This window comes from Butyrivibrio sp. AC2005, assembly GCF_000424145.1.
Taxonomy (GTDB): Bacteria; Bacillota; Clostridia; order Lachnospirales; family Lachnospiraceae; genus Butyrivibrio.
The window spans coordinates 1-15,117 of the sequence record NZ_AUJI01000065.1 but is presented as its reverse complement, the minus strand read 5'-3'; the positions used below and the strand labels follow the sequence as shown (position 1 = coordinate 15,117).

Here is a 15,117-nt window from a genome sequence, read left to right as displayed (position 1 = left end):
TAACAAGAGACAACATTGTTTTCCATGAAAAGGGCAAAATGATGGTTTCTCAAAATTGAATATTAAATGGATGTTATTAGACCTTGTATGAGTCGTTATGCGATTCGTATGAGGTCTTTTTTGATACTTGAAACAAGGTTATATCATCTGAATTCCAAATAATCTCCCCTGCAATTCCCGGGTGAGACCCAGCGTAAATAAACGCTGAAATATACCCGAAAAAGCATGGAGAAAATCAGGACTAATAAGAACCGCAAACCCTTGTAAACCCTAGTAAAATCCATATTTATTTCAGATGATATTTCGGTGTGGGGACGCTGGTTAAAGGACCTTATGGTCGTGATATTCTCCGATAAATTTCGGCAAATATATCACCTTTTGGTGAGGTTATGCCGGGACAAATCGGGGATAAGTGTAGGAGAGACACTTGTTGGATTCAGATGATATATCAGATGAAATACATGTGTAAAAAATACTTTTTTATAAGAGCGACTAGGGAAAATAACTTGGTCCCAAATGGGGAAAATGGGTGTGCCCCGGGACAACACTAAAACCTTACAAACCGTGATTTTAAGCGGCTTGTAAGGTTTTTCTTTTTGGTGTTGGGTACGATTTGGGTACACTTTATTATTCTGATTGAATGAGACCTGATGACTTACTCGGGATTCTTGGGATTTAGTCCAATGTAATCCATAAATTCATCATGACGTTTCTGAACATTGAGTCTCAATAAAGAGGACTCACTTTCGGGATAAACATCCATCCATAGATTAAAACTATCTTCAGCAGCGAGCAGAGCGTTTGCTTTTTTCTTGGGATCCTTTATCTTATTACATTCTTCTATTTCTTTTTGATACTCTTCATATCGTTCATACCATGATGACATTAATGTAAGGCCACGAAAAGTCACAGCAATTCCGTCTGAACCTTCGGATCGATCTCGAATCTCAATGAGCTCTCCGGGATATTGGCGAAATATTTGAAAAAGGCGATGCATGGCTTTTACACCGTCAAAATCAGCGCCCGTAAGAGTTTCTACGTTAACGCATAGCGCATGAGCAATTGCTTCAAGATTTTTTTGTTTAGGATTACGTCTGCCACTTTCATAAGCTCTTATATATGCTTCGCTTACGCCTATCCTTCTTCCCAGTTCTTGAAGCGTTAATCCTTGTTGTTTACGAATTCTACGGATATTCTCGCCAACTGTCATAGAGTGGCTCCTTTCTAAAAAACGTATCTTTTGAGAAATTATATATCAAAAGATACGGATTTTCAATTTGAACTGCTTGACACGTATCAAATGATACGGTATTATCGAGATGTGAAAACCGTATCAAATGATACGCACTGAACCAAAACGCATGAGAAAACACTCATGAACATCGAACCATGAAAACTGAACAAGACGCAATCGGCTACTTAAAGGCATATAGAGCGATGTGATACCTGCGCGAGGATGCTAATTCGGATTAGAGGAGCGATAAACAGGGAGTTCAAAACAGAGCTAAGGATCTCTGATCGCAATGACCGCCGTAATGATACTCCTTTCTAGCCATAACTGGTCGGTGAGAATCCGACTTCACGTATTGGGGGAAGCTTGGGGGAACTAATTCTCGGAGATGTGAAGAACTACATGTGTGATAGCAAATCCTACTATCAGGTCGAATGTTGGAGGGTAACAAAAAACAAGTTATTTATAAAGAAAGAGAGGTTTAGAAAATGAACGAAAAACTTTATTACACTGCTGCTGAAATTGCTCAGATGATTGGTGTTGGAAGAACATCAGCATATGCAATTGTCAAACAGATGAACGAGGAACTTAAGAGCCGTGGGTATTTAACGGTAGGTGGCAAGATCCCCAAGGAATTCTTTAATGAGAAGTACTTTGGCGGTTCACATCCGAAGGAGGTGAGTGCCTGATGGCAAGTAATGCAAAAAGGGATCCGAATGGAACCTGGAGAATCCAGTATAGATACACGGATTGGACTGGAACCAAGAAAAAATCTCAGAAGCGAGGGTTTAAAACAAAGAAAGAAGCTGAAGAATGGCTGGCACATTTCAAGTATCAGCAGTCATCGGATCCGAGCATGCCACTGAGGGATTTTTGGAAGGTCTATATGGATGACATGAGTAAGCGACTTAAGGAAACAACAATAGAAAACAAGGAACACATCTGGAGATGTAAGATAGAACCTTATTTTGGAGACCTTCCAATAAATGAGATTACAGCTTCAAGAATCAGACGATGGCAGAGTGAAATGATAGAGAAAGGCTTTAAGCCTACCTATCTGAAATCGATTAACAGTCAGTTGTCTGCAGTAATGAATTATGCAGTCAGATTTTATGACCTTAGATCTAATCCTTGTATGAAAGCAGGAAGCATGGGCAAAGGTAGGGCTGATGAAAGACCATATTGGACACTTGAAGAATTCAATAGATTTGCGGATGCCATAAGCAACAAGCATGAGGCATGGATGGGATTTCAGATACTCTTTTGGACCGGGATGCGTGTTGGTGAGCTGCTAGCCTTAAAAGTTGAGGATATAGATCTGGAGGAAGGCACAATTCGCGTAGATGAATCTTATACAAGGCTTCGAAGTAAAGATATTATATCTTCTCCCAAGACGCATAATTCTATACGTACGATAACAATCCACCAGGAATTAGTCGAGGCACTCCAGGAATATCTAAAATGTCTGTATCATCCAAGGCCTGGATCAAGGCTCTTTCCGGAAAAGACGAAGAGGTTCTTTGAACATGAGATGGAGAGGGGAATTGAGCTTTCCGGAGTGAAGAAAATTACAGTCCATTGTCTTAGGCATTCACATGCATCCATGCTGGTGGAAATGGGATTCAGCCCCATAGAGATAGCAAAGAGACTAGGACATGGAAAGGTGACAACCACGATAGAAACCTATTGCCATCCATCAATGGACGGACAGAAAAAGATTGCTGACAGACTTGGAAAGATGAATAGAGGTGAGGGATATGCCGTGTGAAAGAAAAGCAAGGTTTAGACACAACACAATTGCTTTTTGGCTAAGTGATGATGAGAAGCGAGTTGTAGAGGCGCGAATAATTGTTGCCGGAGTACAAAAAGGTGAATATTACAGAGCTTCGATATTAGGCCAGAAAGTTGAGATTGTAGCCGGAAGGTATAGATCAGAAAGACTTGCCATTGTTTTAGAGAAAATGCTTGAAAAAGCTGAAAGGGGTGATGCCTATGCGGGTGAAGAGTTAACTGTAGTACTTCATGAGCTTTTGGAACTCATGAAACGATAAAATCCTCTGCTGGTAACAGAGGATTCTATCTAAAAGCCTAAAGAGGCTTCTGAATACTATATGTAAGCACCTATAGTATATCAGTCCTCTTGGGTACAAACAATACAAAATGTACAGGAGGATATTTTTATTGAGTGTATTTGAAAAAGTTAAGGCACATATTAGTGCCGGCACTGTAATCACAGATTACGGAGTGAAGGTTGGGAAGAATGGAATGGCTTGTTGTCCATTCCATAATGACAAGCATCCCAGTATGAAGGTGGATGAAAAACACTATCACTGTTTTGGATGCGGAGCTCATGGGGATGCAATAAGCTTTGTGGCTCAGATGGAAGGGCTGTCAAATTATGATGCTGCTTGTAAGATCATTAAGGATTATGGGCTTCCGATTGAGACGAATCATGGGGGTTCAGAAATGGCTCGCGAAGCTTATCACAATAAGAAAGTGCAGGAATCCCGTGTGATATCGGTAAAGAAACAGTTCAATAAGTGGGTCGATGATAAAATCCATGAGCTTAAGGAGTGTGAAGCGCTTATAGAGGAAGCAAAGGAATCTATTTTAAGGACTGATCCTAGAGAGGAAATTATTTCAAATGGCTTTGCTTATATGGTCCACAAAGAAACGATGATAGGCTACTGGCTCGACATTTTATGCATGGAGGATGAAGCAGACAAGCGCTCACTCTTCCTTGAAGAAAGGGAGGAGGTGAGCAGAATTGCAGCAAATATTAAACGAGCAGGAAATGAAATCCTGGGAAGAAGTTGGAAATGCGTTGGCTAAATCAAAAGATTACTCAGTCTCAGATGTGCTGGGAATGATGGCAAGGGATGAAAAGGATAAGGTTTATCAGTCTATTGATAACTGCATGATAGTTCTCAAGAAGGATCCCATCCTTAAAGGAGCAATCTGTCATAATGACCTGACATGCAAGATGGACCTTCGAAAGGATCTTGGTTGGGGAAAGTCTGAGGGTGGAGGAATCAGGGACGTGGATATCAATCAGATTGAATGGTACCTGGAAAGAACCTACGGACTAAAGAACTATAAGGCTATTGGGAAAGCTCTAAATATCGCAGCCAGCGAAAACCATTTCCATCCCATCAAGGATTATCTTGAAGGACTTAAATGGGATGGAGTGAGCAGAGTGGCAGAATTCCTTCCAAAGTATCTTGGAGCTGACAGATCGACCTATACCACTGAGGTTACAACGCTTCTGATGCAGGCGGCAATCCACAGAATATATTGCCCCGGTTGCAAATATGAAATCATGGTGTGTTTGGTCGGAGGTCAGGGAGCAGGAAAGTCAACACTGTTCAGGTTCCTTGCCATAAAGGATGAATGGGCAACGGATGACCTAAGACGCATGGATGATGAAAATGTTTATCGAAAGCTTCAGGGGCACTGGTTCATCGAGATGGCTGAGATGCTTGCAACAGTTAATGCTAGGACGGTTGAGGAAATCAAATCCTTCCTCAGTAAACAGAAGGATAATTATAAAATTCCTTATGAAGTCCACCCAGAAGACAGGCCAAGACAGTGTGTGTTCGTAGGAACAAGCAATACACTGGATTTCCTTCCGCTGGACAGAACCGGGAATAGAAGATTTGCTCCTATCCTTGTCCATCCGGATCGCGTTGAAAAGCACATCCTTGAAGATGAAAAGGCATCAAGAGAATATATCGATCAGCTTTGGGCAGAGATGATGGATCGTTATTGGAAGACCAAACATCATAGGCTGAAGCTCTCAAAAGAAACAGAAGAATATCTGAAGGATATACAGAAAGAATTTATGCCGGAAGATACCAAAGTCGGAATGATACAGACCTGGTTGGATGAATGCCTTGAAACTCATGTATGCTCCATGATGCTCTACAAAGAAGCGCTGAATCATGAAAATGAAGAACCAAAACAGTGGGAGCTTCGAGAGATAAATGACATCATGAATAACAGCATTGAAGGATGGAGTCCAGACAAACAGCACCGTTTTGACAAATATGGTCAGCAGCGAAGCTGGAAGAGGTTGAACTGTGAAGATGGATTTATTCCGGTATCGGATAATGCACCGCTTCCGTTCGACTGATGATATGAAAAAGTTTTTTGAGTCCGTTTACAAAATCCGTTTACAACGGTCTGTAAACAAAGAACTTAAACGTCGCGTTGACAAGAGAATGGCTCAAATAAGGGCTTTGAAGGCTTGTAAACGAAGTAAACGGACTTTTTGCAAAAGACTATTTTCTACAAATTATTGTAAACGCGCTATGTAAACACGCTGGCAATAATGGTTCCTGAAGACGAAGGCGAACAGGAACCACAGACTTCCGAACTAAGACACATCAGTGAGGAAGTCCTCAGTTTTCTCGATGGATTTTGAATGGCATCAGAATGATGTCAGAAAAATGCATGTGGCATCATTTTAATGCCACTATCGGGGAAACTGGGATTGCTGAAAGCGATAGCTTCAGCAATGGAGCTGCCGGTCCTTTGACAGCGGGGCTCTCCGCCTAGGAGTCTCTCGGAAGAGCTCCGTGTAGTTTTGATGCGAAGTGTCAAAACTACTAAGGAGTTACTTCTGACAGAAGTAACAAGACCTGAAAAGCCGGCAGAACACTCGAATTTTACCAATATAAAACAAAAAAGCAAAATCTTAAAACGAAAGGAAGTGATAAGCGATATGGTAACGACTATATCTTTTGTAGTGGGCAAGGGTAGTCTTTCCCATAATAACAGATCATTCATTGCAGAAAATGTAGTAGAGGAAAGGGTAGAACTGGATGAGTTCTATATTCAGCAGCCCTTGAGAGATGCTTATGATCAGCTCTTTGGACAGGCGGTTGCAGACTTTAATGCGACTCAGAAAAGGAAGGACCGAATGGTTGGCGATTATATCACTAAGATCAAGAATTCCAAAAATAATGAGAAGGTGTTTTACGAAAATGTGGTCCAGATAGGAACAATGAGGGACTTCGGAGTTGTTGATGGTGAGGGTAATATCACAGAAAACGCGCTCCTAGCCAAGGAGGTTCTTGATGAATATGCAAGGACTTTCCAGGAACGAAATCCCAATCTGTATCTGTTTAATGCGGTGTTGCACATGGATGAAGCGACACCGCATTTGCATTTGGACTATATCCCTGTAGCGCATGGATACAAGACCGGAATGAAGACCAGAAACAGCCTGACCAGAGGATTGCAGGAGATGGGTATAGAGAAAGCTACCTCAAAAAATGATAATGAAACAATGCACTGGCAGGAACGTGAGAGAGGTTACTTGAAGGAACTGTGTGAGGAGAGAGGGATTGAGATTGAGGTTTTGGGAGTAGATCGCGATGATTATACGCTTCCGGAATACAAAGCTGCTATGAAAGCCAAGGATGAAGCCGAAGCGGAGGTTGAGATCCTTAATTCCGAAAAAGCAGAAATAGTTCAGTATATTCAGCTGGCTAGCACAGAGGCACATGGTCTTGCAGATGACATTGATGATAAGGAAGAAGAGCTTAGAAAAATAGAGGAAAGGCTTAAAGAAGCTGAAAAGTTACGCATGGAGAATGAAAAGAAGATTGAAGCCATCGCTGATGATGACAAAAAAGTAAGCAGTCAGCTGGAACAGATAAGTAAAGAGGCAGTGGCTGTTCCAAATTTTTTTGGCGGTGAGCAGATGGTGAAGCTTCCCAAAAAGTCTTTTGACAAGTTAATGTCTATCTGCAGATCTGCTATGAAACTAAAGAAAATAGTTTCCAGATATGATGCAGAGCTAACTAAAGCAAAGGAAACAATAAGAACTTTGACAGATACAATCGATAGTCTCAAAGTTACAATCAAAAACTTTGAGGCATTTATCGAAAGCCGAGGATTGGATGGCTTGTTTGAAAAATTCCTTCATCCAGAGAAGGAAAGTGTATTGGGAAAGTTGGCTTATTTCAAATCTCATGCAAGGGAGCAGGACTCACAGCCTAAGAAAACAGTAAACAAAAAACATGACATGGAAAGATAGGAGGCATTTATGAATCAGTTCGGAGTATTAACTACAGCGCAGGAATGCGAAGATCATGAGGAGTGGACCTATGAGACCATCAAGAAGGAAGGCAAGTATGAATTGGAACTCCAGTTCAGAGCCTGGTACAGGAAGGCTTTCTCGATGGGACTTATATGCTACTTTCTCGACAATGAAGGAAACAGAGTTAGGCTATTCTGCTTCAGACATAGGGTAAATGGTGAAGATATCTACAATCCCAAAGAGAGTCAGATAGACTTCGAAAAAGTTGAGGATGGGACAAAATGGATATGTACTGTCGGACCTACAAAGAAAGGCGCCATGGAGTGGAAAGACGCTGAGATGGTGGCTTGATAGGAAAAAGAGATTCGGGCATTCCTTCGGGAGTGTCCATTCTTTTTTTGTTGTCTTAAGTCTAATGGCGATATTCCATAGAATAATCAGGGGAAATCAGGTAAGAACAGATTCTATCAACAGTTGCTGATATTTTACCTCGTTTTTACATGAAATTGATATTTCATTTACATACGTCTGATAGCATTGCCTCATGGAGGAATACGATATGAATAGGCTGTGGAAGGCTGTAAATAACCTTGATATCAGTAAAGAGTCAAAAAACAGGGTGTTTCTGAGTGTATTGACAGTTGTATGCATGATTGCAGGATGCATTATTTGGGTGGTCATTGGCAGACATTTTTTAGCTGGGGTAGCATGGCTTTTTTGCTTCATGGGTTACCCGGGAGTGTTTATTGGAATTATGGGCGGAACAATGTATCTTTACAAGCACGAGTTTAAATCGTAAATTTGCCGTGGGTCGAAATAAATAAAGAGGCTATAGTACTGAATGTTTTTTCATTGGGTACTATAGCCTCTTTATTTATTAATAGCCTCAGTGGAAAAAACTTTTCAAAACTTTTACTGCAATTTTACATAAAGCTAATATTAGATTTTACATTACGCAAATATGATTGTTAATGTAAGACATAAGGCGCCAAAAAAAGAAAATCCAAAAAGGGAGAAGAAAATTATGAAAAAGAAATTGATTGCGACAATTATGTCGGCATGTTTAATGGCTGGAGTACTGGTAGGATGCGGAAGTGAGAGCCCGGCAAGCGCTAATGCCGCAGAAAAAACAGAAACAATCAATGATGCGAATAATGAAGCAGTTCCAGAGCTATCCGGCACAATTTCACTTGCTGGTTCTACATCAATGGAAAAACTTTGTGAAGCAATGTCAGAGAGCTTCATGGAGGCTAATCCTGGTGTAACAGTTACTGTTGAATATACAGGATCTGGTGCAGGACTTGAGTCACTTGCCGCTGGCTCTGTAGATATTGGAAACGCATCAAGAGGCTTAAAGGATGGGGAAAAAGAAGCCGGTGCTGTAGAAAACATTGTTGCAATTGATGGTATTGCTGTGATCACAGATAAGTCAAATAGCATTACAGATGTATCTTCAGAGGATCTTGCCAAGATTTATAAGGGCGAGATCACAGATTGGAGCGATCTTGGTGGAGAGGATTCCCCTATCGTAGTAATCGGAAGAGAAGCTGGATCTGGTACAAGAGATGCTTTTGAGGAGCTTTTGGAAGTGAAGGATGCCTGCAAGTATGCCCAGGAACTTGATTCAACAGGAGCTGTTCTGGCAAAGGTGTCTGCTACACCCGGAGCTATCGGATATGTATCACTTGATGTTGTGGATGATACAGTTTTAGGCCTTAAGATTGACGGAGTAGAGCCTGCAGAAGAGCAGATTCTTGCTGGAAACTATATGCTCCAGAGACCATTCGTAATGGCTACTAAGGGTGAACTTTCAGAGCAGAATGAACTTGTTCAGGCATGGTTTTCCTATATAAGCTCTGATGCCGGAAAAGAAGTAATTAAAACTGTAGGACTTATCATTCCACAGTAAGGGGAAGGCATGAAGAAAAAAGCATTTATAGAAAAAACTGCCAGAACGATATTCGTGGCGTGCGCAGTGGTGGCTATATTTGCAGTTTGCGGGATTACACTCTATATGTTTATAAAAGGAGCCCCGGCTTTAATGGAAGTCGGGGTTTTCGACTTGCTTTTTAAAAATATATGGAAGCCGACTGCTGATACACCATACTATGGGATAGGCTATATTGTTCTGGCATCAATAGTAGGAACTACAACATCAGTATTACTGGGAGTTCCGATAGGGCTTTTTACGGCAGTTTTTATATCGGAAATGGCAGGGAAGATTACCGGAAATGTAGAGCGCTCAGCTATAGAACTGCTGGCGGCTATCCCATCGGTAATCTATGGACTTATCGGAATGATGGTTCTTAATCCCCTTATGTTTGGACTTGAGCAAAAGATATTTGCCGGTGACACCACTCATCAGTTTACTGGTGGCGCAAATATGCTCTCGGCTATTATTGTTCTGACAATAATGATTCTGCCAACTGTAATAAGTGTAAGTACTTCCTCATTAAAAGCGGTATCTGATAATCTTAGGGCTGCTTCACTGGCCCTTGGTGCAACAAAGGAACAGACCATATTTAAGGTGGTCATTCCTGCAGCAAAATCAGGAATTTTAACAGGCGCAGTCCTTGGAATCGGACGAGCTCTTGGAGAAGCAATGGCTATAAATATGGTGGCAGGAGGAGCTGTTAATATTCCGCTTCCCTTCAATTCAGTTCGCACACTTACAACACAGATCGTAAGTGAAATGGGATATGCCCAGGGTCTGCACAGGCAGGTGCTGTTCACTGTTGGACTTGTATTATACCTTTTCATCATGATAGTAAATTATGTTCTGCTAAAGGCTAGAAAAGCGGGGGTGGATAATGATGACTAATAAAAGAAGGATTATTGATTTTACCCTTCGCTTTTTGATCTATATATGTTCTTTGTTTTCGGTGCTTTTGCTTATAGGAATCATTGTATATGTACTTGTAAAAGGCATGTCAACGATAAGTATTTCTTTTCTCACATCGGTGACAAGTGTCCTTAAAGGGACTGTTGGAATTGCAGGAAACATTGTAAATACAATCATTATTATCCTGATCACAATGGTAATTGCGATCCCCATCGGCGTTGGAAGCGCAATTTATCTTAATGAGTATGCCACGCCAGGAAAAGTGGTAACGGTAATAGAATATGCAACAGAGACACTGACAGGAATTCCCTCAATCATTTTTGGATTATTTGGGATGATGTTTTTTGGAGAAAGACTAGGGCTCGGGTATTGTCTTTTGACAGGTTCACTTACCCTTATCATTATGGTGCTTCCCCTTATTACAAGAAATACCCAGGAAGCTCTGAAGACTGTTCCAGACTCATATCGAAACGGAGCATATGGTCTTGGTAGTGGCAAGTGGTACATGATAAGAACAATCCTTCTTCCCAGCGCCATGCCAGGAATAATCACTGGGGCGATACTGGCGATAGGAAGAATTGTTGGCGAATCAGCAGCTCTTTTGTTTACGGCGGGAAGCGCCAAAATGTTACCAAAGGGAATAAAGGGACTTATGGCCAAGCCATTTCAATCAGGAGGAACTCTTACCATTCAGATGTATCTGTCCGCCACAAGTGAAGGAGATTTTGATACGGCATTTGGTATTGCTGTAGTTCTTTTGATAGTCGTCCTTGCAATCAATCTGGTAACAAAAGCATTAACAAAACATTTTGACGTAACTAGAAGGGAATAATAATGGGAAATATAAAGATAAGTGTTTCTAATCTGAATCTCTATTATGGAGAGAATCAGGCATTAAAAAATGTAAGCATGGAAATACAGGAAAAGGCAATAACCGCGTTTATTGGGCCTTCCGGGTGCGGGAAATCAACCTTTTTAAAGACCTTGAACAGGATGAATGATCTGGTGGAAGGCGTAAAGATCGAGGGAAGTGTCAAAATAGATGGAAAAGATATCTACTCTAAAGGTACAGATACTACTTTGCTTAGAAAAAAAGTTGGCATGGTTTTTCAGCAGCCAAATCCTTTCCCAATGAGCGTTTATGATAACGTGGCCTACGGCCCGAGAGTTCATGGAATAAAAGACAAGAAAAAGTTGGATAAAATTGTTGAAGAAAGTTTGAGGGGGGCTGCAATCTGGGATGAGGTAAAAGACAGACTAAAAAAATCAGCTTTATCTTTTTCCGGAGGACAGCAGCAGAGAATATGCATTGCTAGGGCACTTGCGGTCGAGCCGGAGATTCTTCTTATGGACGAACCTACATCAGCCCTTGATCCGATTTCAACAACGAAGATCGAGGATTTGATGGAGGACCTGAAAAAGAAATATACTGTCGTTGTTGTTACCCATAATATGCAACAGGCAGTTAGAGTTTCAGATTATACGGCATTTTTCCTGGTGGGAGAGATGGTAGAATTTGGTGATACTAAGCAGATATTCTCTTATCCAAAGGATAAAAGAACAGAGGATTATATTACGGGGAGATTCGGATGAGAAGTAAATTTGATGAACAGCTGTCAGAACTAAATCAGCAGATGATTGAAATGGGAAACAAGATTGTTTCGAATATTAAAATGGCAATTGAGGCCCTTGTTTCTCGGGATGTTGATAAAGCCAGGGCGATTATGGAAAGTGATGAAGAAATTGATCATCTTCAGAAGGTAATAGAAGGTATCTGTTTTAATCTTTTGATACAACAGCAGCCTGTTGCCAGGGATCTTCGCACTGTGACGGCAGCTATGAAAATGGTAACTGATATGGAACGAATCGGCGACCATGCAGCAGACATTTCTGAGATGACTATTCTCATGGGAGAAAACAGTCAGATAGATAAGTTTAGGCATATTCAAGAGATGGCCAATGAAACAATGATTATGCTTTTTAACAGTATAGAAGCCTATGTTGAAAAGGATGTTGATAAGGCAGGTGAAGTTATTGAGCATGACGATGTTGTTGATGACTTATTTGTCCAGGCAAAAAAGGATGTGATCCAGCTTATATTAAACAGTCCTGAAGAAGGAGAAGAAGCTACCGACATTCTTCTTATTGCCAAATTCTTTGAGAGAATCGGGGATCACGCTACAAACATTGCTGAATGGGTAATCTTTTCTTTGAAAAATAGTGAAACGATGTGATGTTTGGCTGGTCAGGAGCTGAACAGCAACAAGGATTTTACATAGATTTTACATAAGTAACTCATACATTTTACTTTCGGATTGTATGCTGATAGTTGGTACATTGCTAGCAGGATACGAAAGGAAGATGTATGGACATTTTTGATGCTTTAAATATGATAGGTGGTCTTTCCCTGTTCTTATACGGAATGGGAATGATGGGAAATGAACTGTCCAAGATGGCAGGCGGTAAGCTGGAAGGAGTGCTGGAAAAACTCACATCAAAGAGGATTTTTGCTGTACTGCTTGGTGCAGGTGTCACAGCTGTGATCCAGTCTTCATCTGCGACAACCGTCATGGTGGTTGGATTTGTTAATTCAGGAATCATGAAGCTCTCTCAGGCAGTGGGAATTATTATGGGAGCGAATATTGGTACCACCATTACTTCATGGATGCTGTCGTTAACAGGAATAGAAGGAAGTACTATCTGGCTTAAGATGTTAAAGCCGACTTCATTTTCTCCAATTCTGGCGGCAATAGGAATTATCCTTATAATGACTAATAAGGAAGAATCCCGGAAAAAAGATATAGGCGGAATCCTTCTTGGTTTTGCGATACTTATGTTTGGGATGGAAACAATGAGCGGTGCTGTATCAGGACTTGCGGATAATTCATCCTTTACAAAACTGATGACAGCATTTAGTAATCCTATTCTGGGAATGGTAGTTGGAGCAACTCTCACGGCTATCATTCAAAGTTCATCTGCTTCTGTTGGTATATTGCAGGCTCTTTGTGCTACAGGTGCGGTGCATTATTCTGTGGCCCTTCCGATTATCATGGGCCAGAATATCGGTACCTGCGTGACATCAATTATTTCATCAGTTGGTGCAAACAAGAACGCAAGGCGCGCAGCCATGATACATCTGTATTTTAATCTGATTGGAACAATTCTATTCATGACAGTGTTTTATCTGGTAAATGTAGTTGCAGAATTTGCTTTTCTTGGAAAATCCGCAAATGCTGCAGGAATAGCGGTCATTCATAGCCTGTTTAACATTGGGGCTACGATAGTTCTTTTTCCATTCTCTGATAAACTTGTAAGGTTGGCAGAGCTTACTATTCCAGATGGTGCAGTGAAGGAAGAGGTGGCAGTAGATATGGTATCTCTTGATGAAAGATTCCTTGACAGACCGGCCTTTGCAATGGAGCTTTGCAGAGGAAAGGTCAGGGAAATGGCACAGACTTGTCTGAAAGCTATAAACATGGCATTGGATGTTCTACAAAACTATGATAAAGAGAAGGTAGAAGAAGTCGTAAGGCTTGAAGCATTGGCGGATAAGTATGAGGATGTGCTTGGCTCCTACCTTGTAAAGCTTTCGAGTAAAAATGTCACTGCTGCGGATAGTCAGAGTATGTCAATCATTTTGCACAGTATCAGTGATTTTGAGAGAATATCCGATCATGCCATGGATATCGCAAAGTCTGCAGAGGAGATAGATAAAAAGGGTCTTGGCTTTAAGAAGCACGCAAGGAAAGAAGTAGAAACCCTGTGCCGTGCAGTTAATGATATTTGTGAGCTGACAGTAGACAGCTTTTGCGAAGATGATGCCAATAAGGCAACTCATGTTGAACCTCTTGAAGAAGTTATAGATACCCTGTCTAAGAAGATAAAGGAAAACCATATAAAGAGGCTTCAGAAGGGGAAATGCACCATTGAGATGGGGTATATTCTGGAGGATGTTCTTACGGGACTTGAAAGAGTATCGGATCACTGCTCCAATATAGCAGTAGAGATGATCACGATTTACGATAATGATTATAATACCCATGAGTATTTCCAGAATTTTTCTAAAGAGGAAAAAGCTACATTTGATGACGAGTATAACAGGTTGTTGGCTCTTTATCCTATTGAGAAGTAGGAATATGAAAGGATTTATATGGCGTTAATTTACATAATTGAAGATGATGACAGTATTAGGGAAATAGAGGAGTATTCACTTAAGAACGCAGGTCATCAGGTTTTGGGTTTTTCTTGCGCTAAGGATTTTTATAAAAAACTGCAGGAAATGTTACCGGATCTATGTCTTGTAGATATCATGCTTCCTGATGAAAATGGAAATGAAATAGTAAAAAAGATTAGGAAGAAACCGGAAACAAAGAATCTGCCCGTTATCATGGTAACAGCTAAAACAACTGAGCTTGACCTGGTCAGAGGAATAGAAGATGGTGCCGATGATTATATAAAGAAACCATTTTCAGTTATGGAGCTTATCTCCAGAGTAAAGGCATTGCTTCGAAGAACCAAGGCAGAAGTAGTAAAAGAGCTGAGCCTTGATGAGATGGTAATCAATAATGAAAAGCATGAAGTTACTATAAGTGGGAATGCAATAGAGCTGACTTACAAAGAGTATGAACTTTTATCATATCTTGTGCTAAATAAGGGGATTGTCCTAAGCCGTGATGCTATCATGGAGCAGGTTTGGAGCGCTGACTATGAAAGTGAGTCAAGAACTATAGATATGCATGTTAAGACTCTCAGGCAAAAGCTGGGAGATTACGGGGCAAGGATTAAAACAGTTAGAAATGTGGGATACGTGATCGAATGAAGAGAAGCATAAATATCAGGCTTGTTGGCATTGCAATACTTGCGATTACGGCAACAGTCCTCGGGATTACAATTATATACTACAATCTGTTTGAAAAGCAGGTTCGTTCAGACTTGTCTATCAGTGCCAAGCTCTTAAAAGATACGAGATATTTTGAATCTGTAAACATTGACACGGAT

16 protein-coding genes and 1 pseudogene are annotated in these 15,117 nt (G+C 40.8%); 16 read left to right on the top strand and 1 reads right to left on the bottom strand.

Annotated features, from left to right (window positions below; genetic code table 11):
* Positions 1-655: 655 nt before the first annotated feature.
* A complete protein-coding gene (locus G602_RS29185; RefSeq protein ID WP_049945281.1) occupies positions 656-1,210 on the bottom strand; it encodes a helix-turn-helix domain-containing protein in 555 nt (184 codons plus the stop codon).
* 509 nt (positions 1,211-1,719) lie between these two features.
* On the opposite strand from G602_RS29185, the gene G602_RS0116155 reads away from it, so the two are divergent.
* The 16 genes and pseudogenes from G602_RS0116155 to G602_RS27060 form a co-directional block, all read left to right on the top strand.
* On the top strand, positions 1,720-1,920 hold the full coding sequence (locus tag G602_RS0116155; RefSeq protein ID WP_026659908.1) for a hypothetical protein: 201 nt from the start codon (positions 1,720-1,722) through the stop codon (positions 1,918-1,920).
* Complete coding sequence (locus G602_RS0116150; RefSeq protein ID WP_026659907.1) at positions 1,920-2,999, top strand: site-specific integrase; 1,080 nt, start codon at positions 1,920-1,922, stop codon at positions 2,997-2,999. The genes G602_RS0116155 and G602_RS0116150 overlap by 1 nt, the downstream gene beginning before the upstream one ends.
* The gene (locus G602_RS0116145; protein WP_026659905.1) at positions 2,989-3,282 is read left to right on the top strand and encodes a plasmid mobilization protein; all 294 of its coding nucleotides are present in this window, start codon (positions 2,989-2,991) and stop codon (positions 3,280-3,282) included. Before G602_RS0116150 ends, G602_RS0116145 begins: the two co-directional genes overlap by 11 nt.
* 130 nt (positions 3,283-3,412) lie before the next feature.
* Positions 3,413-4,063, top strand: a complete 651-nt coding sequence (locus G602_RS29180; protein ID WP_049945280.1) for a CHC2 zinc finger domain-containing protein — start codon at positions 3,413-3,415, stop codon at positions 4,061-4,063.
* Positions 4,064-4,097: 34 nt separating this feature from the next.
* A complete protein-coding gene (locus G602_RS27070; RefSeq protein ID WP_044932469.1) occupies positions 4,098-5,363 on the top strand; it encodes a VapE domain-containing protein in 1,266 nt (421 codons plus the stop codon).
* Between the two features lie 591 nt (positions 5,364-5,954).
* A complete protein-coding gene (locus G602_RS29175; protein ID WP_207638178.1) occupies positions 5,955-7,274 on the top strand; it encodes a plasmid recombination protein in 1,320 nt (439 codons plus the stop codon).
* Positions 7,275-7,283: 9 nt separating this feature from the next.
* Entirely contained in the window at positions 7,284-7,628 is a 345-nt protein-coding gene (locus tag G602_RS0116125) for a hypothetical protein (RefSeq protein WP_026659904.1), read from the top strand.
* 208 nt (positions 7,629-7,836) lie between these two features.
* Entirely contained in the window at positions 7,837-8,076 is a 240-nt protein-coding gene (locus tag G602_RS0116120) for a hypothetical protein (RefSeq protein ID WP_026659903.1), read from the top strand.
* Positions 8,077-8,301: 225 nt separating this feature from the next.
* The gene (locus G602_RS0116115) at positions 8,302-9,186 is read left to right on the top strand and encodes a phosphate ABC transporter substrate-binding protein (RefSeq protein ID WP_026659902.1); all 885 of its coding nucleotides are present in this window, start codon (positions 8,302-8,304) and stop codon (positions 9,184-9,186) included.
* A gap of 9 nt (positions 9,187-9,195) precedes the next feature.
* Positions 9,196-10,098, top strand: coding sequence for a phosphate ABC transporter permease subunit PstC (gene pstC / locus G602_RS0116110; protein WP_026659901.1), 903 nt, complete (start codon positions 9,196-9,198; stop codon positions 10,096-10,098).
* Entirely contained in the window at positions 10,088-10,951 is an 864-nt protein-coding gene (gene pstA, locus G602_RS0116105) for a phosphate ABC transporter permease PstA (RefSeq protein ID WP_330369212.1), read from the top strand. The genes pstC and pstA overlap by 11 nt, the downstream gene beginning before the upstream one ends.
* 2 nt (positions 10,952-10,953) lie before the next feature.
* Positions 10,954-11,712, top strand: coding sequence for a phosphate ABC transporter ATP-binding protein PstB (gene pstB / locus G602_RS0116100; protein WP_026658025.1), 759 nt, complete (start codon positions 10,954-10,956; stop codon positions 11,710-11,712).
* Complete coding sequence (gene phoU, locus G602_RS0116095; protein ID WP_026658024.1) at positions 11,709-12,353, top strand: phosphate signaling complex protein PhoU; 645 nt, start codon at positions 11,709-11,711, stop codon at positions 12,351-12,353. The genes pstB and phoU overlap by 4 nt, the downstream gene beginning before the upstream one ends.
* Before the next feature lie 131 nt (positions 12,354-12,484).
* Entirely contained in the window at positions 12,485-14,251 is a 1,767-nt protein-coding gene (locus G602_RS0116090; protein ID WP_026658023.1) for a Na/Pi cotransporter family protein, read from the top strand.
* An 18-nt stretch (positions 14,252-14,269) separates the two neighbouring features.
* Positions 14,270-14,938 (top strand): response regulator transcription factor, encoded by a 669-nt coding sequence (locus tag G602_RS0116085; protein WP_026658022.1) that lies wholly within the window; start codon positions 14,270-14,272, stop codon positions 14,936-14,938.
* Positions 14,935-15,117 (top strand): annotated as a pseudogene (locus G602_RS27060) (hypothetical protein); the annotation flags it as partial. The gene G602_RS0116085 and the pseudogene G602_RS27060, both read left to right, overlap by 4 nt.